The sequence below is a fragment of the Streptomyces sp. NPDC101165 genome (assembly GCF_044768135.1).
Taxonomy (GTDB): domain Bacteria; phylum Actinomycetota; class Actinomycetes; order Streptomycetales; family Streptomycetaceae; genus Streptomyces.
Window position 1 is genome coordinate 59,582 of record NZ_JBIWPG010000032.1, and the last position, 25,230, is coordinate 84,811.

Annotated in this window: 17 protein-coding genes, 2 tRNA genes and 1 riboswitch; of the genes, 11 read left to right on the forward strand and 8 right to left on the reverse strand. The window is 72.5% G+C overall.

The features are described from left to right. The first annotated feature begins 34 nt into the window (after positions 1-34). The 3 genes from ACIRVH_RS43080 to ACIRVH_RS43090 all read left to right on the forward strand — a co-directional run bounded on the left by ACIRVH_RS43080 (position 35) and on the right by ACIRVH_RS43090 (position 2,735). Entirely contained in the window at positions 35-1,552 is a 1,518-nt protein-coding gene (locus tag ACIRVH_RS43080; RefSeq protein WP_403965544.1) for an amino acid permease, read from the forward strand. A gap of 87 nt (positions 1,553-1,639) precedes the next feature. After that, a tRNA-Lys gene (locus ACIRVH_RS43085) sits at positions 1,640-1,712 on the forward strand. Between the two features lie 294 nt (positions 1,713-2,006). Beyond that, entirely contained in the window at positions 2,007-2,735 is a 729-nt protein-coding gene (locus ACIRVH_RS43090) for an SDR family oxidoreductase (RefSeq protein ID WP_403965546.1), read from the forward strand. A 77-nt stretch (positions 2,736-2,812) separates the two neighbouring features. Here the strand turns inward: ACIRVH_RS43090 and ACIRVH_RS43095 are convergent, their stop codons facing one another. After that, on the reverse strand, positions 2,813-3,727 hold the full coding sequence (locus ACIRVH_RS43095) for a GAF domain-containing protein (protein ID WP_403965548.1): 915 nt from the start codon (positions 3,725-3,727) through the stop codon (positions 2,813-2,815). 415 nt (positions 3,728-4,142) lie between these two features. Between ACIRVH_RS43095 and ACIRVH_RS43100 the strand changes: the two genes are divergently transcribed. Further along, a complete protein-coding gene (locus tag ACIRVH_RS43100; protein WP_403965550.1) occupies positions 4,143-5,105 on the forward strand; it encodes a DMT family transporter in 963 nt (320 codons plus the stop codon). A gap of 53 nt (positions 5,106-5,158) precedes the next feature. Here the strand turns inward: ACIRVH_RS43100 and ribA are convergent, their stop codons facing one another. After that, positions 5,159-5,794, reverse strand: coding sequence for a GTP cyclohydrolase II (ribA, locus tag ACIRVH_RS43105; protein WP_403965552.1), 636 nt, complete (start codon positions 5,792-5,794; stop codon positions 5,159-5,161). A 140-nt stretch (positions 5,795-5,934) separates the two neighbouring features. Further along, a complete protein-coding gene (locus ACIRVH_RS43110) occupies positions 5,935-6,465 on the reverse strand; it encodes a MarR family winged helix-turn-helix transcriptional regulator (RefSeq protein ID WP_403965554.1) in 531 nt (176 codons plus the stop codon). Between the two features lie 75 nt (positions 6,466-6,540). Between ACIRVH_RS43110 and ACIRVH_RS43115 the strand changes: the two genes are divergently transcribed. The 5 genes from ACIRVH_RS43115 (at position 6,541) to ACIRVH_RS43135 (ending at position 11,804) form a co-directional block, all read left to right on the forward strand. Next, positions 6,541-7,674, forward strand: a complete 1,134-nt coding sequence (locus tag ACIRVH_RS43115; RefSeq protein WP_403965555.1) for a dihydrofolate reductase family protein — start codon at positions 6,541-6,543, stop codon at positions 7,672-7,674. A 65-nt stretch (positions 7,675-7,739) separates the two neighbouring features. After that, a tRNA-Met gene (locus tag ACIRVH_RS43120) sits at positions 7,740-7,813 on the forward strand. Positions 7,814-8,014: 201 nt separating this feature from the next. Continuing rightward, positions 8,015-9,217 (forward strand): PP2C family protein-serine/threonine phosphatase, encoded by a 1,203-nt coding sequence (locus ACIRVH_RS43125; protein ID WP_403965557.1) that lies wholly within the window; start codon positions 8,015-8,017, stop codon positions 9,215-9,217. A 241-nt stretch (positions 9,218-9,458) separates the two neighbouring features. Then, a riboswitch (cyclic di-AMP (ydaO/yuaA leader) is annotated at positions 9,459-9,618 on the forward strand. 7 nt (positions 9,619-9,625) lie between these two features. Beyond that, the gene (locus ACIRVH_RS43130) at positions 9,626-10,657 is read left to right on the forward strand and encodes a M23 family metallopeptidase (protein ID WP_403965559.1); all 1,032 of its coding nucleotides are present in this window, start codon (positions 9,626-9,628) and stop codon (positions 10,655-10,657) included. 190 nt (positions 10,658-10,847) lie between these two features. Then, positions 10,848-11,804 carry an aldo/keto reductase gene (locus ACIRVH_RS43135; protein WP_403965561.1) on the forward strand — a complete coding sequence of 319 codons (957 nt, stop codon included), beginning with the start codon at positions 10,848-10,850 and terminating at the stop codon, positions 11,802-11,804. A 126-nt stretch (positions 11,805-11,930) separates the two neighbouring features. Here ACIRVH_RS43135 and ACIRVH_RS43140 read toward each other — a convergent pair whose 3' ends face one another. The 4 genes from ACIRVH_RS43140 to ACIRVH_RS43155 form a co-directional block, all read right to left on the reverse strand. Further along, positions 11,931-13,232, reverse strand: coding sequence for a PrsW family intramembrane metalloprotease (locus ACIRVH_RS43140; protein ID WP_403965562.1), 1,302 nt, complete (start codon positions 13,230-13,232; stop codon positions 11,931-11,933). A gap of 37 nt (positions 13,233-13,269) precedes the next feature. After that, positions 13,270-14,112: a tRNA (guanosine(46)-N7)-methyltransferase TrmB gene (gene trmB / locus ACIRVH_RS43145; RefSeq protein ID WP_403965564.1), complete on the reverse strand. Its 843-nt coding sequence runs from the start codon at positions 14,110-14,112 to the stop codon at positions 13,270-13,272. A gap of 59 nt (positions 14,113-14,171) precedes the next feature. Beyond that, positions 14,172-15,383, reverse strand: a complete 1,212-nt coding sequence (gene lhgO, locus ACIRVH_RS43150) for an L-2-hydroxyglutarate oxidase (protein ID WP_403965566.1) — start codon at positions 15,381-15,383, stop codon at positions 14,172-14,174. A gap of 73 nt (positions 15,384-15,456) precedes the next feature. Beyond that, positions 15,457-16,881 (reverse strand): MFS transporter, encoded by a 1,425-nt coding sequence (locus ACIRVH_RS43155; protein WP_403965568.1) that lies wholly within the window; start codon positions 16,879-16,881, stop codon positions 15,457-15,459. 744 nt (positions 16,882-17,625) lie between these two features. Here ACIRVH_RS43155 and ACIRVH_RS43160 point away from each other — a divergent pair. Both ACIRVH_RS43160 and ACIRVH_RS43165 read left to right on the forward strand, forming a co-directional pair. Continuing rightward, on the forward strand, positions 17,626-19,728 hold the full coding sequence (locus tag ACIRVH_RS43160) for an asparagine synthase-related protein (RefSeq protein ID WP_403965569.1): 2,103 nt from the start codon (positions 17,626-17,628) through the stop codon (positions 19,726-19,728). 75 nt (positions 19,729-19,803) lie between these two features. Beyond that, complete coding sequence (locus ACIRVH_RS43165) at positions 19,804-23,100, forward strand: BTAD domain-containing putative transcriptional regulator (RefSeq protein WP_403965571.1); 3,297 nt, start codon at positions 19,804-19,806, stop codon at positions 23,098-23,100. Here ACIRVH_RS43165 and ACIRVH_RS43170 read toward each other — a convergent pair. Beyond that, a complete protein-coding gene (locus ACIRVH_RS43170; protein ID WP_403965572.1) occupies positions 23,097-25,034 on the reverse strand; it encodes a sigma-70 family RNA polymerase sigma factor in 1,938 nt (645 codons plus the stop codon). The two genes, ACIRVH_RS43165 and ACIRVH_RS43170, sit on opposite strands and share 4 nt — an antisense overlap. Positions 25,035-25,230: the final 196 nt, after the last annotated feature.

The window sequence follows — 25,230 nt, forward strand, 5'->3', positions numbered from 1 at the left end:
ATGTCACGCCACCAGAGAGGGAATCGCTGGGGACATGACAGATGACACAAGAGCGAGCAGCGCAGCGGCCGGGCTGTCGGACGAGGAACGGCTGGCCCAGCTCGGCTACACCCAGGTCCTCGCCCGCCGCATGTCGGCGTTCTCGAACTACGCCGTGTCCTTCACGATCATCTCGGTCCTGTCCGGCTGTCTCACCCTCTACCTCTTCGGCATGGTCACCGGCGGCCCCGCGGTGATCACCTGGGGCTGGGTGGCGGTCGGCCTGATGACCCTGTTCGTGGGCCTCTCGATGGCCGAGATCTGCTCCGCCTATCCGACCTCGGCGGGCCTGTACTTCTGGGCCCACCGCCTCGCGCCCCCGCGCTCGGCGGCGGCCTGGGCGTGGTTCACGGGCTGGTTCAACGTGCTGGGCCAGGTGGCGGTGACGGCGGGCATCGACTTCGGCGCGGCGTCCTTCCTCGGCGCCTACCTGAACCTCCAGTTCGACTTCGTCGTGACCCCCGGCCGCACGGTGCTGCTGTTCGCGGCCATCCTGCTGCTGCACGGCCTGCTGAACACCTTCGGCGTCCGCATCGTCGCGTTCCTGAACAGCGTGAGCGTGTGGTGGCACGTCCTGGGTGTCGCGGTGATCGTCGGCGCCCTCGCCCTCGTCCCCGACCACCACCAGTCGGCGTCCTTCGTCTTCACGAAGTTCGTCAACGGGACGGGCTGGGGCAGCGGCCTCTACGTCGTCCTGCTGGGCCTCCTCATGGCCCAGTACACCTTCACGGGCTACGACGCCTCCGCCCACATGACGGAGGAGACCCACGACGCGTCCACGGCGGGCCCGAAGGGCATCGTCCGCTCGATCTGGACCTCCTGGATAGCCGGCTTCGTCCTCCTGCTCGGCTTCACCTTCGCCATCCAGTCCTACGACAAGGAACTGGCGTCCCCGACCGGCGCACCCCCCGCCCAGATCCTCCTGGACGCCCTGGGAGCGACGACCGGCAAGCTGTTGCTGCTGGTCGTGATCGGTGCCCAGCTGTTCTGCGGGATGGCCTCGGTCACCGCCAACAGCCGCATGATCTACGCCTTCTCGCGCGACGGCGCCCTGCCCTTCTCGCACATCTGGCACACGGTCAGCCCCCGCACCCGCACCCCCGTCGCCGCGGTCTGGCTGGCCGCACTCGGCGCCCTCGCCCTCGGCCTTCCGTACCTCATCAACTCCACGGCCTACGCGGCGGTGACCTCGATCGCGGTGATCGGCCTCTACATCGCCTACGTCATCCCGACCCTCCTGCGCGTGCGCAAGGGCGAGGCCTTCGAGCGCGGCCCCTGGCACCTGGGCCGCTGGTCGGTCCCGATCGGCATCGTGTCCGTCACCTGGGTCGCGGTGATCACGATCCTCTTCATGCTCCCCCAGGTCTCCCCGGTCACCTGGAAGACCTTCAACTACGCCCCGGTCGCCGTCCTGGTCGTCCTCGGCTTCGCCGCCACGTGGTGGCTGGCCTCGGCCCGCCACTGGTTCCTCGATCCGGCCCGCACCCGGTCCCCCGAACTGGTCGAAAAGTAACCTTCACCCTCCCGACGCGGCCGCGTCCTCGATACCCGATCGGCGACACGGCCTCGTCCGGCTATGCTCGGACAGGCAACATCGCCTGGGCCCTTAGCTCAATTGGCAGAGCAGTGGACTTTTAATCCATTGGTTGTGGGTTCGAGTCCCACAGGGCCTACGGCTGCGGGGGAGGGTTGATCCCCTCCGACCTGCTGCGCAGCGCCCGGATCGGCTTCGGCCGGCCCGGGCGCTGCGTCGTTCTCAGGCCCATGTGCGAGCGGATGTGCCCAGTACCTCGCCGAGGCTCGGTGCTGTGGCAGAACTCGCCTGCCCGGCAAGGCTGGAAGCACCACGACCTCGGCCAGGAGGGTGCAGCCGCCCCTCCTCGATCGATCAGGCGGCCGTCTCTTGTCCCGCCCATGTAACCGCCCATATGTCATATTCCGCACATAAGAACGAGGAAAGGCATGCCATGAAGATCGCAGTCATCGGCGGTACCGGACTGATCGGGTCACAGGTCGTCAAGAACCTGGCCGCCGCCGGGCACGAGGCCGTACCGCACTCGAAGTCCACCGGCGTCGACGTCATCAGTGGCCAGGGACTGGACGAGGCGGTGGCGGGCGCCGACGTCGTCGTCAACCTGACGAACTCCCCGACCTTCGACGAAGCCTCCCCGGCCTTCTTCCAGACCTCGATGGACAACCTCCTGGCCGCGGCCCGCAAGGGCGGCGTCGGCCACGTCGTCATCCTCTCGATCGTCGGCACGGACCAGGTGCCGGAGCTGGACTACTACCAGGCCAAGACGCTTCAGGAGAACCTCCTCGCGGCCGGGTCGATCCCCTACTCGATCGTCCGGGCGACGCAGTTCATGGAGTTCATGGACGCCGTCCTGTCCTGGACCGCCGACGCCGACACCGTCCGGCTCCCCGCCACGCCCATCCAGCCCATCGCATCCAAGGACGTGGCCGCCGCGGTGGCGGAGGTCGCCGCGGGCGCCCCGCTGAACGGCATCCGCAACATCGCGGGCCCCGAGGTCTTTCCCCTGGACGAGCTGGGCCGGATCACCCTGTCCCAAAAGGGCGACCACCGCACCGTCGTCACCGACCCCACCGCCGGCATGTTCGCCGTCGTCAAGGGTGACGTCCTCACCGACAAGGACGCCCACCTCGCGCCCACCCGCTACGCCGACTGGCTCTCCTGACGCGCGCGAGCGGTCGGCGGCGTCCGGGCCGATGTCCCACCGTCACGCCGAGCCGACCGCCGGGAGCCGCTGTCCGTCTACGCCGGGCTGACGGCCATGGTGAAGGCCGCGTCCCGGCGGGCGCCCTCCCAGTTGTGCCAGACGTGGATGTGGACGGGCCTCGCGTCCCGGCCGCCGTTGATGTCCCATTCGGCCATCAGCTCGCCGGCGACGAGGGCTGCGGCGTACTCGGCGTCCTGGCCCGGGCTGTGGGTGGTGATCCTTCCGCGCCACTGGTTGGGGTGGATGCCGTAGGTGCGACACCCGTCGGAGCCGCAGGGCTCGTCCACCCGGTACGCCCACCGTGTCGTCCTGCTCGTGGTCCCGTTCCCCTCGAGGAGGGACATGTGCTGATCGAGGGTGGTGCCGTTGCGGGGAAGGGTGGCCGGATGGCCGTCGACACCCAGTCGCCGTGCGATGACCTCCCCGGCGAGCTGCGCGTAGAGCTCCATGACGCGGAGGTCTTGTTCGGGCGGCCGGCCGGGCTGTGACGTGTGGGTCGAGATGATGCCGATCAGCTGCCCGGTGTGATCGATCAGTGGCGTGGACAGGACCGAGCGGACACCTGCGGCATGGAAGATCTTCCGGTGGGGTGCGAAGGCCGGGTCGTCGCGCACGTCCGGCGCGACCGCCTGGCTGCCTTGCCAGGCGGCCCGTCCACAGACGGAGCGGTTGTCATGGACGACGGCGAAGTGGTCGAGGAACTCGTGGCTGAAGCCGGACTGGGTGACCAGGACCAGCGAGTCGTCGCGAGGGTCCACGAACTGGATGTTCCCGAACTCGGCGCCCATGAGCGCCATCGCTCCTGAGGCCACCCGCGGAAGTACTGCGGCCAGCTGAGGGACGTCGCGCAGTTCGGCCGCTTCGTCCTGCAGGCTCTTGAGGGCCGATGGCTCGTCCAGGCTGAGGGCGACCCATGCGGCGAGCTGGTCGGCTCTCTCCGTTACGGCCACCTTGCGCGCAGGCCGTGGTCGCGCAGAACGATACGAGGCCGTCACATGCTCGAGCGGCCTCACGAGGTTGTGAGAGTGGCTCATGTGCACCACACCCTCGATCGGGTGCCTTTGCGATGAGTTTACGTCTCCGCCGCCGCCCTGGACAGTGCGAGCTTTCAGAGCCCTGGCGCCGACGTCGACGGGAGAGCGAGGTGGAACCCGCATGATCGCCGGCTCGGCGGACGGCGCAGGTACGATCGCGGGGTGAACTCCTACTGGCACGTCGTTCTGCCGCCGCTCTGCGCCTGACCGGGCGCAGACACTGACGGTTTGACTCCTGGCCCCGGCCGACCCTCAGGGCGGCGAGGGGGCCTGTCGTGCGCCCGTTTCGGATCCAGTCCCAGACGACATTCGACGACGGAAGTTCACGACTGTGCCGAACCGCACCACCCCTCTGACTCCCGCGCGCCCGGCCGCCGCCGGCCCGCGTCCTTCTCGCGCGGGGCTGCTCGGTGGCCCCGCCCCCATCCTGACCTCGGCCGTGCTGTGGGGCACGACCGGAACCGCCGCTTCGCTGGCGCCGGCCGGCGCACCGGCGGCGGCCATCGGCTGTGCCGGGCTCACCCTCGGCGGCATCCTGCTGTTCCTCACCTCGCGCGGCGCGCGCTCGCTGCCCGCCTCCTGCACACGTGCCGAGCGCCGGCTGCTCGTCCTCGGCGCGTTCGCGGTGGCGGGTTATCCGGTCACGTTCTATCCGGCGGTGGCCCGGACCGGCGTGGCCGTGGCCACCGTGATCGCGCTGGGCAGCGCGCCGGTCTTCGCCGGGCTGCTGTCCTGGATCACCGGACGGGCCCGGCCGACCGCACGCTGGACCGGCGCCACCGTGGCCGCCGTGCTCGGCTGCACCCTCCTGGTGCTGGGGCCCGAGCTGACGGGCCGTGCCACGCCGGTGGATCCGACGGGCGTCGTCCTCGCCGTGTGCGCCGGACTGTCGTACGCCGTCTACGCATTGATCGGCGGCAGGCTCATCACCCACGGGCACCCGTCCGGCGCGGTGATGGGCGTGCTGTTCGGCGCGGCCGGGCTGCTCGTCCTGCCGCTCGTCGTGTTCGTCGGCACGGGATGGCTCGCCACCACCCGGGGCGCGGCGGTCGCGGTGTATCTCGCGGTGTTCACCGTCTGCCTGGCCTACCGGCTCTTCGGGCACGGACTGCGCCGCACCCCGGCATCGGTGGCCACCTCGCTGACGCTGGCCGAGCCCGCCGTGGCCGCGGTGCTGGGCGTCACCGTCCTCGACGAACACCTGTCGGCCGCGGCCTGGGGCGGGCTGGCCGTCCTGGGCTCGGGCCTGGTCCTGCTGGCCGTTCCGGCCGGCGCAGGTGGTCGGGGCCGGTAGTCACCGGGCACTCCTGCGGTCCGGTCCCGGTCACTCCGGGGCCGGACCGCGGTTCAGCCCGCGCTCAGCTCCGTCAGCTCCCCCAGCGGCAGCGTGTGCTGGGTCTGCAGGACCTTCGCGCGCAGGTAACGGACGTTGTGGGCCGTGGTGAAGACGCCGGTCGGCACCCGGTCCCGTACGACGACACCGAGCGAGCGCAGCTGCTCCGCCTTGTCGGGATTGTTGGACAGGAGGTCCAGCTCCCCGATGCCGAGGGCGCGCAGCATCTGCGCGGCGGCCGTGTAGTCGCGGGCGTCCTCCGGGAGGCCGAGCGCGGCGTTCGCCTCGTAGGTGTCGAGGCCCTGGTCCTGGAGGGCGTAGGCGTCGAGCTTGTTGTAGAGGCCGATGCCGCGCCCCTCCTGGCGGAGGTAGAGCAGGACGCCCCCGCGCTCGGCGATCCGCTCGACCGCCTCACGCAGCTGGGGACCGCAGTCGCAGCGGGCCGAGCCGAAGACGTCCCCGGTCAGGCACTCGGAGTGCAGCCGGACCAGCGGGGCGGGGCCGGGGTCGCCGAGGACGACGGCCACGTGCTCCTGGCCGTCGGCCAGTCCGTGGAAGGTGACGAGTTCGGCGTCGACGCGGTAGCCGTCGTGGAAGTGCAGCGGTACCCGGACGCGGGCGCGCTGTGTGGCGGCGGGGGTGTCGGGCATGCGGGTCCTCCGAAGGGGCTTGCTTCACATTTGAAGCAGTCGGTCGTCGGGACCCTACCCCATGCTTAAAAGTTAAAGCAATTGGTCTCGCGTGTGACGTCTTGCGTGTGACATCGCGTGTGTGACGTCTCGCGTGCGACTCAGGAGTCGGCCGGCCGGGACGAGGAGCAGGACGACCGGCGCCGCCACGGGACGTCGCCAGCTCCGGCCTCGGCGTCGTCGCCCTGCAGCCCGCGCGTGATTCCCGTACAGATCTCCTCCAGCTGCCCCACCTGCTCGGGCGTGAGCCGGTCGAACAGGGTCGCGCGGACCGTCTCGACGTGCCCGGGCGCCGTGCGCTCCAGCACGGTCGCCCCCTCGTCCGTCAGCACCGCGAGACTGCTGCGCTTGTCCCAGCGGCACTCCTCCCGCCGCACCAGCCCGTCCCGCTCCAGCCGGGTCACCGCGTACGTCAGCCTGCTGCGCGTGATCTTCAGCGTCTCGGCGAGATCGGTCATGCGCAGGCGCCGGTCGGGTGCCTCGGAGAGGTTGGCCAGCACGGAGTAGAACAGGTGGGGCATGCCGGCCTCCTGCTGGAGCTGCCGGTCGATCGCGTCCTCCAGGAGCTGGGAGGCTGCGATGTAGGCGCGCCAGGCGCGCTGCTCCTCGGGGGTGAGCCAGCGGGTCGTCATGCCGCCAGTGTAAGTTTGTTTCAAACTTGAACCAAGACCGCCGGCTCATGACCGCTCACCAGGGAGACCGTGCCGATGCCGTACCCGTACGTCCTGCTGTCCGCCGCCGTGTCCCTCGACGGCTTTCTGGACGACACCGGCCCCGACCGGCTCCTGCTCTCCAGCCCGGCCGACTTCGACCGGGTCGACGAGGTACGGGCCTCGGTCGACGCCATCCTGATCGGCGCCGGCACCATCCGCGCCGACAACCCGCGCCTGCTGGTGAACTCACCCGGGCGAAGGGCGGCCCGCACCGCCGGGGGCAGGCCCGAATACCCGCTGAAGGTCACCGTCACCGCCTCCGGCGACCTCGACCCGGCCGCCAACTTCTGGCACACCGGCGGCGAGAAGCTCGTGTACACGACGGACAAGGGCGCCGAGCGGGCCGCCCGCGCCCTCGGCCGGACCGCCGACGTGGTCTCCCTCGGCCCCGACCTCGACTGGCGCGCCCTGCTGGAGCACCTGCACGACGTGCGCGGGGTGCGGCGCCTGATGGTCGAGGGCGGTGGAACCGTCCACACCCAGCTCCTCCAGCAGGGCCTCGCCGACGAACTCCAGCTGGTCCTCGCCCCGCTGTTCGTCGGCGACCCGGCGGCTCCGCGCCTGTTCGGCCCGGGGTCGTACCAGGGCGGCCGGCTCCGGCTCACCGAGACCCGCCGGATCGAGGACGTCGTCCTCATGCACTACGAGCCCACCGCCCCCGGCGCCGGCCCGGAACCCGTCGCCGCCGACCGCCACTGGCTGCGCACCGCCTGCGAACTCGCCGCCCTGTGCCCGCCCTCGCAGACCGCCTTCAGCGTCGGCGCCGTGGTGGTCGCGGCCGACGGCACGGAGCTGGCCCGCGGTCATTCGCGCGAGGGCGGCGACCCCGTGGTGCACGCGGAGGAGGCAGCTCTCGCGAAGATCGACCCCGCCGACCCGCGGCTGCCCGGCGCCACCGTCTACAGCAGCCTGGAACCCTGCACCCGCCGCGCCTCCCGCCCCGCCCCCTGCGCCGAGCTGATCCTGCGGGCGGGCGTACGGCGGGTGGTCACGGCCTGGCGGGAGCCGGACACCTTCGTGACGGCGGCGGACGGAACCGGGGTGCTGCAGAGCGCGGGCGTGGCCGCCGTGGTGCTGCCGGAGTACGAGGCCCTGGCGAAGGAGCCGAACGCCCACCTGCTGCCCTGAGCGACACCTCACGGATACCTGTGTGCATCGCGCCCTGCGAATGACGTATGCTTGAGACACAACGACGCGGGGTGGAGCAGCTCGGTAGCTCGCTGGGCTCATAACCCAGAGGTCGCAGGTTCAAATCCTGTCCCCGCTACTGAAGGCTCAGGGCCGGAATCCAGCAATGGATTCCGGCCCTGAGTGTTTTCCGGCATCCCGCGGCAGAACGCCGAGGCATCCTTCGACAGAACACCGAGTGGCATACGTCACAGTCGATCATCCGCTCGGTCCACAGCAGTCGCCCGCCCTCTCCTCTCCCGCCACGCTGGACGCAGGTCAAGGACACGGGAGACGAGCAGTGCGCCCTGGTGAGCTGGAGGAGAGCCCGTACGCCAGGGCCGGCGGCCGACTCCCGGGCGACCACGCCCCGGACCCCGGCCTCGGTGCGGAGCGCGCACCCCTGTCGCCGGACAGGTGCCGCGGCCGCCGCCCCACCCCGCGCGCCCTGGCCCGCGCCCTGCCCGCCCTGCTGATCGCCGCCGGGATCGGGTACGACCTGCTCACCCCGCGCGCCTTCACCGCCGTGCCCTTCTTCACGGCCGCCCCGCTGATCGCCGCGCCCCTGTCCTCGCTGCGCACCACGCTCCTCACCGGCCTGACCGCCCTGGTCGCCACCGTCGTCGTCCGCACCCAGTTCGATCCCGCCATGGATGTGCACACGATCACCGAGGTCGTCACCGTGGCCACGGTCGCCGTGCTGGCCGCCGCCATCAACCGCGTCCTGCGCCTCGGCGACCAGCGGCTCGCCTCGGCCCGGGAGATCGCCGAGGCCGCCCAGCGGGCCGTCCTGCCCGAACCGGACGACCGCATCGCCGGCTTCGACATCGCGGCCCGTTACGAGGCGGCGCAGGAGGACGCCTTCATCGGCGGTGACCTGTACGCGGTGCAGGACAGCCCGCACGGCGTGCGGCTGGTCGTCGGGGACGTACGTGGCAAGGGCATGGGCGCGGTCGCCGCCGTCGCCGTGGTGATCGGGGCGTTCCGGGAGGCCGCCGAGCAGGAGACCACGCTGGAGGCGGTGGCCGCACGGCTGGAGCGGGCGCTGGCCCGCGAGGGCACCCGGCGGGACGGGATCGACGCCTTCGAGGGCTTCACCACCGCCGTCCTCGCCGAACTCCCGCACAGCGGCAGCGGCGACGGTGTGGTCCGGATCGTCAACCGCGGTCACCCGCCACCACTGCTGCTGCACGACGACGGCACCCTGCGCACCCTGGCCGCACGCGAACCCGCGCTGCCGCTCGGCATGGCCGACCTCGGCCTGTGGCCCGACCGTGCGACCGAGTCCGGCTTCCCGAGCGGAGCCACCCTGCTGCTCTACACCGACGGCCTGTCCGAGGCCCGCGACGCCCACGGCCGCTTCTACGACCCCCTGCGCCGGCTCGCCGGACGCCGCTTCCCCGACCCCCGCTCCCTGCTCGGCCGCCTCGCCGCGGAAGTGCGCCGGCACTCCGGGGGCGGGATGGCGGACGACATGGCGCTGCTGGCCGTACGGCGGCCCTGACACCCCGCCAGTGTCACCCACGGTGATCGGACGGACGCCCTCCGCATAACATCTGAGACACCATCAAAACTGCCGAGACTCCTGGGCGGAGGTCAACTCGCCCGTTTTCAACCGGTCGTGACGGCTACGTCCGCCCCGAAATCCGTTAATGATCAAGTAGAACGGCTTGGAATCTGACGTCCGGGTCTATTAACGTTCGATAACGCAGCGCGGTCGTCCCAGCCGTCACAAGAGGCGGCTCCGTGCGCACGCGCCGAATCCCGCAAGGGAACCGGGGAACCACCACCTTGGGGTGAATCACGCGGATGCCGCCGTGGAAGCACGGCAGGTATACGCGCGTAGGAGACCTTCCTGCTCCGAACCCGTCAGCTAACCCGGTAGGCGGAGGAAGGAAAGGAGTGCGCCTTCGTGGCGTCCAACCGGCCTGCCCCAGAAGCCCCGTTCATGCCGAGCGAGACCGAGACCTTCGGTTACTTCGGCGCTCAGCACACCGACGAGGGCCCCTGGGAGGAGTGGAACCCCACCGAGGAGTCCATACGGCCGGTACGCGGTCGGCACCGCGTGGGCAAGCAGCGCGGCGGCGGACTCGCCCGCAGCTCCACGGTCCTCGGCGTCGGTGTCATCGCCGCCGTCGGCGCGGGCGGCATGGCCAGCGCCCACACCGGCAAGCCGCCGGTCTCCATCTCCATGCCCGACCTGGACTCCGTCAGCTCCCTGTTCGACGGCGGCTCCTCCTCCGACGCGTCCAAGGCCACCACGGCCTCGTTGACCAACGTCGGCACGACCGACGCCGACAGCGACCAGGGCGACGCGGGCGAGGCCCTGCGCAACCGCATCATGGCCCAGGCCGAGCAGCAGCGGAGCAAGGCCGACACCAAGGCCACCGCGGCCGCGGCGGCCGCCGCCGAGAAGCAGGCCGCCGACGCGGCCGCCAAGGCGCAGAAGCAGGCCGAAGCCAAGGCCGCCGAGGCCAAGAAGGAGGCGGAGGCCGCGGCCAAGAAGAAGGCCGAGGAGGAGCGCCTGGCCGCGCTGGCCAAGCAGTACAAGCTGCCGGTCGTCTCGTACACGATCACCGGCACCTTCGGTCAGCCCGGATCGATGTGGTCCTCCGGCTACCACACCGGCCTCGACTTCGCCGCGCCCACCGGCACCCTCATCAAGGCCATCCACAGCGGCACCATCACGCAGGCGGGCTGGGCCGGCTCCTACGGCTACCGCACCGTCCTCACCCTGGACGACGGCACCGAGCTGTGGTTCTGCCACCAGTCCTCGATCGGCGTCTCCGTCGGTCAGAAGGTCAGCACCGGCGACGTCATCGGCCGTATCGGCGCCACCGGCAATGTCACCGGCCCGCACCTCCACCTGGAGGTCCACCCGGGCGGCCAGGCCACCGGCATCGACCCGATGACGTGGCTGCGCGGCAAGGGCCTCACCCCCTGAGCGGCCCGCCGACCCGCTCCTGACCCACCCCTCATCCGGTCTCCCGGCAGCCCTGACGACAACCCCCCGACGTCAGGGCTGCCGGTCGTGCGTCCCCACACCTGCGCACCCACCCGTACCCACACCTGTTCACACCCCGTTCGCAGCAATCCCGGAATGGGTGGGACGGGAGGGATCGTTGAACTGAAGCATGACCGACTCTCATGCTTCCCTGCGCACACTCGGCTCCTCCGACCTCCAGGTCTTCCCCCTCGCCCTCGGCGGCAACGTCTTCGGCTGGACCGCCGACGAGGAGACCTCCTTCGCCGTCCTCGACGCCTACACGGCCGCCGGCGGCAACTTCGTCGACACCGCCGACGCCTACTCGGCGTGGATCGAGGGCAACAAGGGCGGGGAGTCCGAGACGATCATCGGCAAGTGGATCAAGGCGCGGGGCAACCGCTCCGACGTCGTGATCGCGACCAAGGTCGGCCAGCACCCCGAGTACCAGGGCCTGACCGCGGCCAACATCAAGGCGGCCGCCGACGCCTCCCTGCGCCGCCTCGGCACCGACCACATCGACCTCTACTACACCCACTTCGACAAGCCCGAGGTGCCGGTCGAGGAGATCATCGGCGCGCTCGACGAGCTGGTGAGGGCGGGCAAGGTCCGGCACATCGCCGCCTCGAACATCTCGCCGGAGCGCCTCCAGGCCTCCCTGGACTTCTCCGACCGCGAGGGCCTGGCCCGGTACGTCGCCCTCCAGCCCCACTACAACCTGGTCTCCCGCGACACCTACGAGGGCCCGCTGCAGGACCTCGCCGGCCGTGAGGGCCTCGCGGCGGTCCCGTACTTCGCCCTCGCCTCCGGTTTCCTCACCGGGAAGTACCGCCCCGGTGCGACGGTCGAGAGCGCCCGCGCCGGTTCGGCCGCCAAGCACCTGGAGTCCGAGCGCGGTCAGAAGGTCCTCACGGCCCTGGACGAGATCGCCGGCGCCCACGAGGCCCCCGTCGCCACGGTCGCCCTCGCCTGGCTGGCCGCCCAGCCGACGGTGACGGCCCCGATCGCGTCGGCGCGGACGGTGGAGCAGTTGCCGGCGCTGCTCGGCGTGGGGGAGCTGGTGCTCACCAAGGAGGACGTGGACCGCTTGACCGAGGCTTCCGCCTGACCTCTCTGTCTCCGCCACGACGGCGCCCAGCCACGACGGCGCCCAGCCACGACGGCGCCCAGCCACGACGGCGCTTGGCCACGACGGCGTGAACCGGCGGTGCCGAACTCTCCGCAACCGGTACGGCTAGGTCCGATACGGGTTGTGGGCAGGGTGGGGTGCCGTCGGCCGGCCGTACCAGTAGGGCACCGGCGCTCCGTACGACGGCCGCGGCGGCGCAGCCGCCCTCGCCGCGTACTCCAGCGCCGGCCGGGCGACGCCCCTGCGCTGCCACAGCTCGGCGAGCAACTCCTGCTCCCGTACGACGAAGTCGGCCCCGGCCCGCCCCTGCCGTCCCCGGTGCCGCAGGAACGCCAGCGAGGTGGCGTACGCCTCGTACTGCGCCACGGCCCGGGCCGCGGGCCGCCCTCCGAAGTGCTGCCGGGCGTGGTCCCGGGCCATCCGCCGCGCCCGCATCGACCCGAGCACGAACGGCTCGGCCGGCCCCAGCCACCCGGCGTACACATACGCCGGCAGCTCTTCCCGCACGGTGCGCAGCTCCCGCTGCCGCGTCCAGACCGCGAGCCACGTCAGCAGCCCGAAGGCGGGCAGCATGAAGGCGCCGTAGACGGCGAAGAACCCGAACTCGCCGAAGGTCGATGAGCCGTTCCAGAGGGCGTGCATGCTCATCGCGAGCAGCAGCCCGCCGAGCGGGACCAGGACGCGCCGGGCGTGCTGCCGTTCCGAGGAGAGCGCGGCGACCCCGAAGCCGATGCCGGTGAGCACGGTGAACAGGGGATGCGCGAACGGGGACATCACGATGCGCACGAAGAAGGTGGCGGCGGTGACGGAGGCGATGCCGCGGTCACCGGTGAGCTGGTCGGTCCCGAAGGCCGTGCCCAGGTAGAGGATGTTCTCGGTGAACGCGAACCCGGTGGCGGTGACCCCGGCTATCACGACACCGTCGACGATCCCGGTGAAGTCGCGTCTGCGGAAGAGGAAGACGAGCAGCACCGACGCGGCCTTGGCGGACTCCTCCACTATGGGCGCGATCACGGTCGCGCCGAGAGTGTCGGCACTGGCCGGGTCGGCGGTCGAGGTGGCGATCCACTTCGTGGCGAAACTGTTGGCGACGATGGCGATCAGCGCCGCCGCGCAGGCGCCCCAGGCGAACGCGAAGACCAGATTCCGCCAGGGGCCCGGTTCGACCCGGTCCAGCCACCGGAAGGCGGCTATGAGCCAGGGCACGGGCAGGACGGCGAGGCCCAGCCCGACCAGGAACCCCTCCGTGCCGGTCTGCCGGCGCACCAGCGCGAGGATCACCAGGCCGGACAGCGCAAGCAGCGTGATCAGCGCTCCGTAGCGCACCCACCGGCGTTGCCACCAGTGCGGATGCGCTCCGCTTCCGGGGCCGGGGGAGTAGGTCGGGTACGGAGGACTGATGGCCACGGCATCGACCCTAACGATGACAGGACGAAGGGGGCTGCTACTGCTGCTGATGCGGTACGCGACGGAACAGCAGATCGTTCACCACATGTCCCTTGTCCAGTCCCTGCCCCTCGAAACGGGTCAGCGGCCGGAACTCGGGACGCGGCGAGAAACCGCCGTCGGCCTGGGTGTTCTCGAAGTCCGGATGCGCGGCGAGCACCTCGAGCATCTGCTCGGCGTACGGCTCCCAGTCCGTCGCGCAGTGCACGATCGCCCCGGGCTTCAGCCGGGTCGCGGCCAGCGACAGGAACTCGGGCTGGATCAGCCGCCGCTTGTGGTGCCGCTTCTTGGGCCAGGGGTCCGGGAAGTACACGCGCAGCCCGTCGAGCGCGTCGGGCCGGAGCATCTCCCGGAGCAGGATGATCGCGTCGCCGTTCCCGACCCGGACGTTGGACAGCCCGTTCCGCTCGGCGAGGTTGAGCAGGTTCCCCTGGCCCGGCGTGTGCACGTCCACGGCGAGGACGTTGATGTCCGGGTCCCCGGCGGCCATCTGCGCGGTGGCCTCGCCCATCCCGAACCCGATCTCCAGCACGACGGGCTTGTCGTTCCCGAACAGCTCGCCGAGATCGATGACACCCTGCCCGTCGATGTCCAGCCCCCACTTGGGCCACAGCCGCTGCAGCGCGTCCGCCTGCCCGGAGGTCACCCGGCTGCGGCGCGGCTGGAAACTCCGGATCCGCCGCTCGAAGTGCGACCCGGCGGGATCAGCCTTGGGCCCGTCCGGAAACCGCGGCTCCCCCTTGGCCCGGCTGTGCCGGACGGACACACCGGGAACATGCGACGACACCGGCTCGGCAGCACCGGACCGGGGGGCTTCGGGGGCGTTAAGGGAGTCAGACACAGTGCCTCGATTTTACGGCGCCTCCCCACCCGCCCGGGCCGAGCCGGTCCGGGACGGCACTACAGCGAGCCGAGCAGGGACAACGCCCGCCGCCCGACCTCCCGTCCGATGGGCAGCGAAGCGGTAGCCGCAGGAGACGGCGCGTTGAGCACATGCACGGCCCGCGCCCCCTCCCGAATCAGGAAATCGTCCACCAGCGTCCCGTCCCGCAGCACCGCCTGTGCCCGCACCCCGGCCGGGGCCCGGACCAGATCCCCCTCTTCCACCGCGGGCAACAATCTCCGCACCGCCTGCAGAAACGCCCCCTTGGACACCGACCGCCGCAGCTCCCCCGCCCCGTACCGCCAGTGCCGCCGAGCGATCACCCAGGACCCCGGCCACGCCACCGTCCCGGCCAGTTCCCGGGGCCGTACGACCCCCCATCCGTAGCCCTCCCGGGCCAGCGCCGGCACCGCGTTGGGCCCGATGTGCACGCCCCCGTCGATCCCGCGGGTCAGATGCACGCCGAGGAACGGGAACGCCGGATCCGGCACCGGATACACCAGCCCCCGCACCAGCTCGGGCCGCGCCAGCTCGTAGTACTCGCCCCGGAACGGCACGATCCGCACCTCGGGCTCGTCCCCGGTGAGCCGCGCCACCTCGTCGCAGTACAGCCCGGCGCAGTTCACCAGCACCCGCCCGCGCACGACGTCCCCGCCCGCGGTGAGCACGGCCACACCCCGCTCGGGCCGCCGGTCCACCCGTACGACCTGGGCCCCGTAACGGATCTCCGCCCCCGAGGCCCGCGCCAGTTGCCGGGCGACGCCCACGAAGTCGCACACGCCGGTCGTGCCGACGTGGATGGCCGCGAGTCCCCGGACCTCCGGCTCGTACTCGTCGATCTGCGCGGCGCCCAGCTCCCGCACCGGGATCCCGTTCTCCCGCCCGCGCTGGACGAGCGCGTGCAGCCGCGGCAGCTCCTCCCGCTCGGTGGCGACGATCAGCTTGCCGGTGACGGCGTGCGCGATGCCGTACTCGGCGCAGAACTTGACCATCTCGGCCGCGCCCCGCACCGCGTACTGCGCCTTGAGCGAGCCCGGCCGGTAGTAGATCCCGCTGTGGATGACCCCGCTGTTGCGCCCCGTCTGGTGCCGGGCCGGGCCCGGCTCCTTCTCCAGCACGATCACCCGTGTCCCCGGCGCGGACCGCGTGATCGCATACGCCGTGGACAGCCCGACGATCCCACCTCCGACCACGAGCACATCACAGTCGTACGCCCCGACCCGCACCATGCACCACCTCCCACCTCGATAGTGCACTGCGCCACTGACAGCGCCTTCAAACGCGGCAGGGGGTGTCGCGCGCCTACGCCGGAGCCATCAGCAACGGCCTGGCCCGCTCCCGCAGCTCCACCACCCTCGGTTCGTCTCCGTACGGCTCCAGCCGATGCAGGAGATCCTTCACGTACTCGGTGGTCCGGGCGGAAGAGATCCGCCCCGCCACCTCCACGGCCCGCACCCCCTGCTCGCACGCCGCATCCAGATTCCCCGACTCCAGCTCGGCGACGGCGGAGACCACGAGCCGCAGTCCGTGCGACCGCACGAACTCCTCCGTCGGCTTGGACAACGCCTGCTCGGTGAACCTCCGCACCTGCCGAGGCGCCTTCAGGTCCCGGTAGCACTCCGCAGCATCAGCGGCAAAACGGTCGTATCCATAGAAACCAAGCCAAGAAGGATCGTTGTCACCCTCCCGTGACCGCTCGAGCCACCCCTCGGCGGCCTTCAGCGCAGCGCCGGCGGCCTGCGCATCCCCCGCGCGTGCGTGTGCCCGTGCCTCGACCAGCCGGTAGAAACTCATCGTGCGCGCGGTCGCCAGCCCCCGGTTGCGCTCCAGGGCGGCCTGCGCCAGATCGACACCCTCGTCGCCGAAGCCCCGGTACGTCGCCTGCAGCGACATGGAGGCCAGCACATAGCCCCCGAGCGGGACGTCCGCGGCCGCGCGTGCGAGCCGCAGCGCCTGGATGTAGTACCGCTGCGCCGCCTCCTGCTGACCGGTGTCGAAGGCCATCCAGCCCGCGAGCCGGGTGAGTTCGGCGGTGGCCCCGAACAGGGCGCGGCCGACCTCGTCGGAGTACGAGCCGAGCAGCAGCGGCGCCGCCTCCACCCTTAAGCACTCCGGCACCATCGACGAACGCCAGTCGCCGCCTCCGTACTTGGAGTCCCAGCGCCTGGCGTCCTCCGCGGCCTCCCGCAGCTTCTGCACATCGCTGTGGCCGACTTTGATCGGTGCACCGGATCCCTCGGCAGAGTTCGCCTCCCGCGCGACCGAGCTGTCGGCGGGGGTTATCAGCCATCGCGAGGCAGGCGTTGCGTATGCGCTCACTGCGAACGACCCGGCGAGCGACTGCCAGATGCCCCCGGAGCCGGCCCGGCGCCCTGCGAGGTCGAGCCGGTACAGCTCAGTGGCCGACTTCACCGCCTGTCCCACGTCCCTGGGGAAGGCGAGACCCACTTCGGGTGCGGGGTCCGCGTCCGCCAGGCCTATCTCGTGGAGCGGCACCGGGCGGCCGAGCTTCTGGCCGATGGCGGCCGCGATGAGGTGCGGCGCCGCTCCCTGCGGCACCATCCCCTTCGACACCCAGCGCGCCACCGAGGTCTTGTCGTAGCGAAGCGTCAACCCGCGTTGAGCGCCAAGATCGTTGACGCGTCGCGCGAGTCCTGCATTGCTGATTCCCGCGAGGGCGAGAACGGTGCCGAGTTTTTCGTTCGGCCCGCGTTGCTCCCTGGACATGCGCCACCCCTCGACACAGACGGCTGCCGCACTGGCATAACCGTGCGGCATTCGTAAACCCAGCGTAGTTCGCCGCATCCCAAGCGTTAAGGGGCATTGTTCCGGTTGGCGGGATTGTGGTCCGTACGCGAGTGCGGCCCTGTACGCACCGTGCACACGCCGTCGCCGCGTGCCCCTGCCCGTGTGGCCGTGCGCCCGTCCGTGCGCTCTTCTCCGGCCATCTGGGGAGCGGTTCCATGGCTGATGCGTGGGTCGGCCCGCTGTACTGGATCCAGCGGGCTGGGGGACACCGCCACCTTCATCCCCGCGGGTGGCGGACCGGTCCGGGAGGCGATGCCCGCCTCCCGGACTGTGCGCGTTCCGGTGCCGCCGGTCGCTCCGCAGGCCTGTACGGAGCGTGCTCAATTTTGTGGAGCCGCCGCCGATTTGGCTGAAAATCGACCCATGCCTCGGTGGGTGTTTTCCGCTCCCACCACGGGACTTGAGGGCGCGAAGGGCGTTTTCGGGGCGCATACCGGGGGCGCATTCGCATCGCACTCACCTGGGGCTCTGCCGCCATCCGCCGCGAGTCGTACGGGCGTTCAGTCGCCCACCCTTCGCCCGCCCGCGCGGCCTCCTCTCGGCGATCGCTCGACGTTCCCTCGATCGAAGGCGGCGCCACCGCCCCTCCACACCGCGTTGTTCATGGCAGCATGGACCCGGTTTCTGCGGTGCACTGGTTGTCCACAGGCTGTGGAGGTGTCGATGCGGTGGTTGGTGGGTTGGAGCAGCACCGCCGCGGGCGCTTCCGGAATCGGTTCCGCGGGCGCCACCGGATACGACGGGGAGACCCTGCACCCGGTCGGCTCCCAACTCCTGTGGGGAGACCCCGATCCCCTGTGGGCCGTCGGCGACTGGCGCCCCGACGAGGTGCGCGTGGTGAAGGCCGACGCGCAGAACCGGATCGCCGTTCTCGGCACCTGCGGCGCGACCGACGAGGAGCTGCGGCGCGGACTGTTCACCGCGCGCGGGGGCGCACTGCGCCATCTGACCACGTGGCCCGGCAGTTACACGGCCGTCGTCCAGGTGGGCCGCCGGGTCACCGTCTGCGGTGATCTCGCGGGCGCCCGCCCGGTGTTCCACACCCCCTGGGCCGGCGGTACGGCCTACGCCACCGCCGCGCTGCCGCTCGCCGACCTCATCGAGGCCAACCTCGACTTCGGCCACCTGGCGGCCCTGCTCGCCGCCCCCGACGTGCCGGCCGCCCTGCGGGACACCACCCCGTACGACGGCGTACGGCGCATTCCGCCGGGGCATGCCCTCGTCCTGCGCGCCGGAGCGCGCGAGATCGTCGGGTACGAGCCGGTCGCCTCCCTCGCGGTGGCCGCGCCCCCGGCGGACCCCGACCGCGCCGTGGACGCCGTACGGGACGCGCTCGTCGAGGCGGTGCGCGCGCGGCTGTCGGCACCGCGGCACGTGCCCGACCTCGACCCCGGGCCGGTGCCGGGCATGGGCCCCGCGGAGCGGCGGGCCGCGCGCGGGATGCCGGCGCCGGGGATCGGCGCCGACCTGTCCGGCGGGCCGGCCTCCGGCACGCTGGCGCTGCTGGCCGCCGGACTGCCCGGCCGGCCGGGCACCTTGCTCGGGCATGGCACGGGCGCCGGGGAACGGCTGCTCGCCGTCACCTTCAACGACCTGGCCGTCGGCGGCCGCGAGGCCGAACTGGAGCGCGCGGGGGCCCTCGCGGCCAACCCGCGGCTGCACCACGTGGTGGTGACCGGCGGCGAGGAGACCCTGCCGTACGCCGACCTCGACGGCCCCCTCACCGACGAGCCGGGCCCCTCCCTGGTCACGGCAGCCCGCCACCGCGCCCGGCTCGCCGCCGGCAGCGCCGACCACTTCACCGGCCACGGCGCCCGCCAGGTCCTGGACGCCCACCCCGCCCGCCTCGCGGACCTCCTCATGGACCGCAAACGACGCCACCTGGTACGGCCGGTCGCGGCGCTCACCCGGGCCGACGGCTCGGTGATGGTTCCCGCGCGCGTGTACGGCGCGGCCCGGCGGCTGGCGCGCACTCCGTACCGGGCGGGCCTGGAGCTGCTCGCCGAGCGGCTGATCCGGCACAGCTTCGACGAGCCCGGGGGCGCCGTCGGCGCGTCCCTCGCCGCGCTGACCTGGGGGAGACCGGGGCCGGCGGCGCGCTGGCTGACGGGGGAGGCACTGGCTGAAGTATCGGTTCTGCTCCAGAGCGGGGCGGAGCGCTCACCCTGGGGCTCCGCCCAGCGCCCCGGCGAGTTCCGCGCGCGTGCCGTCCTGGCCCGCCACGCGGCCGACCTGCGCGTCCTCGAACAGGCCGCCGAGATCCGCTCCCAGCGCCTGCACGCGCCCTTCCTCGACAACCAGGTCGTCCGCGCCTGCCGCGTCCTCCCCGAGTCCCTGCGCGTCCAGCCCGGAGCCCGCTCCGCCGTCCTGCGCACGGTCCTGGAGGGCGCCGGCGTCGCGGGCCTCCCGCTCGGCTGGGGCACCCCCTCCCACGGCTCCTCCGCGGCGGCCGCGCGCGCGGGCCTGCGCGTGGCGGCGGACTCCCTCGTGGACCTCTTCTCCACCCCCCTCCTGGCCGAGGCCGGTCTGGTGGAGGCCCGAGTGGTCCGCAAGGCCCTCCGGGCGGCGGCAGAGGGCGAACCGCTCCCCCTGGACGGCCTGGCCGACCTGATCTCCCTCGAACTCTGGCTCCACCGCCTGCTCTCCCGCCGAGGCACCTGCTGGACGGGCACACCCGCACGTGCGCGTGCCGTACCCGCGGGCATCGCACCGCGCCGGGGCGCCCTGGGAGCCGGAGCCGCGGGAGCCGCGGGACTGAGCGGCTAGGCCGCCGCACGACCCCGCGCGGGGTCGTGCGCAAACCCCCGTGCCTCCGCTCCCGCCTCCGGCGACAATGTGCCGGTGCGGTACAGAATCCTGGGCGTCACCCAGGCGGAGGACGACCAGGGAACCGTCAAGCCGGTCGGCGGCCCCCGCCTGCGCGCGCTGCTCGCCGCACTCGCGCTTCGCCCCGGGCGGGTCACCGCCCCGCAGACCCTGATCGACGAGGTCTGGGCCGACGATCCGCCCGAGGACGCCCCGGCCGCCCTCCAGGCCTTGGTGGGCCGGCTCCGCAGGGCCCTCGGCAAGGACACCGTGGGCTCGGAACCCGGCGGTTACTGCCTCGCCGCCACCGAGGACGACGTGGACCTCTTCGTCTTCGAGTCCCTGGTGCGTACGGCCACGGCGGCTCTGGACCGCGGCGACGCCGGGGCCGCGTCCCGCGACCTGGACGCGGCGCTCGCCCTGTGGCGGGGCCCCGCACTCGCCGACCTCCCGGACCGCACCGCCGCCGCCCGCCCGGACGCGCTCCACCTGGAGGCGCTCCGGGGCCGCGCCGAGACCCGCCTGCGCCTGGGCAGCGCCCAGGACGTCGTACCGGACCTGACGGAACTGACCACCGCCCACCCGTACGACGAACCCCTGCACGCGCTCCTCATCCGCGCCCTGCGCGACACCGGCCGCACCGCCGACGCCCTCGCCGCGTACGAGTCCGCCCGCCGCACCCTCGCCGACACCCTCGGCACCGACCCCGGCCCGGAACTGCAGGCCCTGCACGTCTCGTTGCTGCAGCAGGAGCCGCCCCCGGCCGGCCCTGCCCCCACCCGCCCCCCGGAGCGGACGGGCAACCTGCGCCCCCGCCTGACGTCCTTCGTCGGCCGGGAACCCGAACTCGAAGCCATTCGTTCCGACGTGCACAGGGCCCGCCTGGTCACCCTCACCGGACCGGGCGGCTCGGGAAAGACCCGCCTCGCCGAGGAGGCCGCCGCAGGGCTGCCCCAGGCATGGCTGGTCGAGCTGGCCCCGCTCGACCGGCCCGAGGCGGTGCCCGGCGCCGTGGTCAGCGCCCTCGGTCTGCGCGAGACCGTGCTCCTGGCCAACGACCTGGCCACACCGCAGGCCGACCCCACGACCCTGCTGATCGAGTACTGCGCCCCGCGCAGCCGGCTCCTGATCCTCGACAACTGCGAACACGTCATCGGCGCGGCCGCCGCCCTCGCCGAGACCCTCCTCACCCACTGCCCCGGGCTCACGGTCCTCGCCACCAGCCGTGAACCCCTCGGCGTCCCCGGTGAGTCGGTGCGCCCGGTCGAACCCCTCGTCCCCGAGCAGGCCCACCGGCTCTTCGCGGAGCGCGCGCAGGCCGTCCGTCCCGACGCCGACGCGGTGCTCCGCGACACCGAGGCCGTCGCGGAGATCTGCCGCCGCCTGGACGGGCTGCCGCTCGCCATCGAGCTGGCCGCGGCCCGGCTCAGACTGCTGACCCCGCGCCAGATCGCCGACCGGCTGGACGACCGCTTCCGCCTGCTCACCTCCGGAAGCCGCACGGTCCTGCCCCGCCAGCAGACCCTGCGCGCGGTCGTCGACTGGTCCTGGGACCTGCTGGACGAGCGGGAGCGGACGATGCTGCGCGAGGTCTCGGTGTTCGCCGGCGGCTGGGACCTCACGACGGCCGAGGCCGTGTGCACCGGCCCGGCGGCGGAGCTGATCGGCGCCCTCGTGGACAAGTCCCTCGTCGTGGCCGCGCCGGACGGCCAGGACTCCTTCGGCGGCATGCGGTACCGGATGCTGGAGACCATCCACGAGTACGCCACCGAGCGCGCCGCCGAGATCCCCGAGCTGCGTGCGGCGGCCGAGCGGCGCCATCGCGCCTGGGCGCGCGCACTGGTCGAGCAGGCCGAGCCCCAGCTGCGCTCGGCGGCCCAACTGCCCTGGATCGGCCGTCTGGAGAGCGAACTCGACAACATCCGCGCGGCCCTGGACCGCGCGCTGCGCGCCGGCGACGAGGCGGAGGCGGGCGCGATCGTCCTGGCGATCGGCTGGTTCTGGTGGCTGCGCAACTACCGCCAGGAGGCGATGGAGTGGGTGCAGCTGGTGCTGCGCCTGGGCGTCGCCCGCGACACCCTCCCCGAGGGTGCGGGGCGGGCCGGTCTCGTCGCGCTGACGGAGTCGGCCGACCCGGTCGGCGCCTTCCTCGCCGCACCCGACGGCGAGGCGGGTCACCCGCTGCGGGAGCTGCGCATGGACCTGCGGATGCTCGACCTGTTCCTGACCTCCGAATCGAGCACGGCGACCCTGGCGGCCGACCCGCGCGCCCCGGAGTACATCGCCCGGGTGCGGGCCGGCTTCGAGAACGGCGGTCCGCAGTCCGCCCGCCTGCCCGGCATCGTCTGGCCGCTGACCGCCTACTACCTGGGCGGCCCGGCCGACGTGGCACCGGACATGGCCGAGGCCGTCGCCAACTGCCGCAGGTACGGCGGGGACTGGGAGATCGGCGTCTCCCTGATGTACCGGACCCATGTGGTCGTCGACTCGCCGGGCAACCTGCGGGGCGTGGACGAGGACCTGGCGGAGCTGCGGGCGCTCAGCCGGCGCGTCGGGGACCGCTGGATGTGGGCGCAGGTGTGCAGCGCGGCCGGCGAGGCGGCCATGGCCCGCGGCAGGTTCAAGGAGGCCCGCGCCGAGTACGAGGAGGCGCTGCGGCTCGCCTACGAGGTGGGCGCCTACGCCGAGTCGCCGTTCCTCATGGCGCGGCTCGCCGAGATCGCCTACCGCTCGGGGGACCGCACGAGCGCCCTCGCCGCCCTGGACGACGCGGGCACGGCCGCCGACGTGTACGGGGTGGCGGAGTCCCGGGCGTTCGTCCTGATGCTGCGGGCCCACATCGCCGAGAACGACGGCGACCTGGCCCATGCGCGCGAGCTGTACGACATGACCCGCGTGGTCACGGCGGGCGGCACCCCGCCACCGCAGTTCATGGCGGCCCTGAGCACGGTCGAGGCCCTGATCACGGCCGGCGAGTCCGGTCCCGGGCCCGCGCTGCCGATCGTGGCGGACGCGCTGCGCGAGGCGGTGGAGCGGCGCTGCGCCGAGGTGATCACTGCGGGGCTGGTCGACGTCGGCGCCGTCCTGCTGGCCAGGCTCGGCGACCTGGCGGGCGCGGTCCGGCTGTTCGCGGCCGCCGAGCACTGGCGTGCCGGCAACCCGCGCCCCGAGCCGGAGTACACCCGGGCCGAGCAGATCGACACCGCGGCCCGCACGGCGCTGACCCCGGACCGCTACGCGGCCGAGCGAGCCCGGGGCGCCTCCCTCACCACGGAGGGCGTCCTACGGGAACTGGCGGCACCGGCACCCACCCGCGCCCGTGAGCCCCGCTAGCCACAGGTGAACCGGGACTCGGCCCAGTCCGCCGGCACGCCCCGGTCGAGGACGTTGCTGTGCGGTTCCACGACGAGCCGTACGGTCCTGCGCCCGGTCAGATCGACATGGACGGGCACGGCCGCTTCCCAGCCCTTGACCATGCCGGACCGCCACAGCCGGACCTCGTCGGCGTAGACGGAGAAGGAGACCTTGCCGAGTCCGAGGGTCATGTCGTCCACACCGGCCACGGCGTCGAAGGCCGTGCACCGGCGGTTGAGGTCGATGGTGACGGAGGACTTGCCGTGCACGGTGACGCCGCGCGCGTACTGCTTGCCGGCGATCGACATCCCGTACCGCTGCCACACCCAGCTGCTCTCGCGCAGCCGCATCTCGGGCCCGGTGCCGTCGCCGTTCACGTCGTACCGCAGATCGCTCCACTCGTAGACGACGGGAGCCGGCGGCGGAGTGGGGGTGGGCGTGGGCGTCGGGGTCGGGGTCGGCTCGGGTGCCGGCGGCGGAGTGGGTGTGGGGGTCGGCTTCGGGGCGTGCGGGGGCGTGGGCGCCGGTGTGGGAGTGGGAGTGGGCGTCGGTGTGGGGGCGTGCTCGCGGGCCGGCGCCACCGGTACCGGAGCGGGCTTCTTCCTGCTCGGCGTGGGGGAGGGCGTGGGTGCCGACGGCTGTGGCTGCGGCTGCTCGACGGCGGGCGGGGACTGCGCCGGCTTGGCCACCTCCTCGGCCGGGTGGCTGTCGTGCAGCAGCGCCATGGCCACCGCGGCGACGGCCACCGCGACCACACCGGCCGCGATCCCGGCCTTCACCGGCGCCCCGAGCCCTTCAGCGGCAGCCGTGCCACCACCCGCACCCGAGCCGCCGGAGGACCCGCCGGCGGCGGCCGCACCGCCACCCGCACTGCCGGAGGACCCGCCGGCGGCGGCCGCGGCACCCGCCGCACCCACCCCGGCACCACCGGCGATGATCCCGAGCGCCTTCGCATACCCCGCGGCTCCGAACCAGCCGATGACCGCGACCGGCACCACCGCGGGGATCCCGGCGGCGACTTCCTCGATCTGCGCGGCCGCCAGCCGGCACCTGGCGCACTCGTCCAGGTGCTTGCGCAGACCCCGTTCGGCACGGATGCGCAGTTTGCGTCGGGCGTAGGTGCCGAGCTGGTCGGCGTAGCGGGAGCACTCCTCGTCGCCGGCGAGCGAGGCGCTGACGTGAGCCTGCAGATAGGCCTGCTTCAGCCCCTCCCGGGCACGGCTCGCCAGCACCCGGGTGCCGTTGGCGTCCAGCCCGAACAGGACGGCCACCTCGCTCGGCGACTCGTCCTCCACCTCGGTGTGCCACAGCACGGCCTGCCAGCGCTCGGGCAGCGAGTGGAACGCCCGCATGGCCATGGACTGCTCGGCCTCGTGCAGGGCTCGCACATCGGCACCCTGGTCCAGGGCGTCGTCGTCGGACACCTTGGACCCACGCGATGCCTGCTGCGCGAACACGGCGAAGTCGTCCACGAGCTGTTCGCGCCTTGTGGACCTGCTCCAGTGCGCGGCAACGCGCCGCACGGAGGTCAGCAGATAGGCCCGCACGGAGTGTGCGGGCCCCGATCCGCCGCGCACCGCCTGCAGCATGCGGGCGAAGACCTCGGCGGTGAGGTCGTCCGCGGTGTGCCCGTCACGGCAACACGTACGGGCATACCGCCGCACCGCATCCGCGTGCCGCCGGTACAGCTCCTCGTAGGCGGAGTCGTCCCCCGCCCGCATCCGCTCGATCAACTCACCGTCGGCGGGCGGCATCTCCTGGGGCGGCAACACACTCCCACCCCGCTGAGCAGGCACGCTCTGTTCCGCGGCCATCCCGCCCCGCCCGCCCTGGCTCGGCACCTGCGGCGAGGTCAGCCCTCCGGCCTCGGAGTCACCGTCACCGCGTGACCCGTCCCACCCGTCAACGCCCATCGCGCAAAGCCCCCGACACCGGCCCAGCCCAACCCGTCACCGGCAAAGGGTGCCACATTGTCTTTCGTTCAAGTACAGCCCGTACGCCCCATCCACTCGTCCGAGCGCGCCCACGACACCGACACCGCACACGAGCAACGCGTATCAACGGCCCACAGCCCGCGGCGTGACGGCCGGTCCCACGGCCCGCCACCTA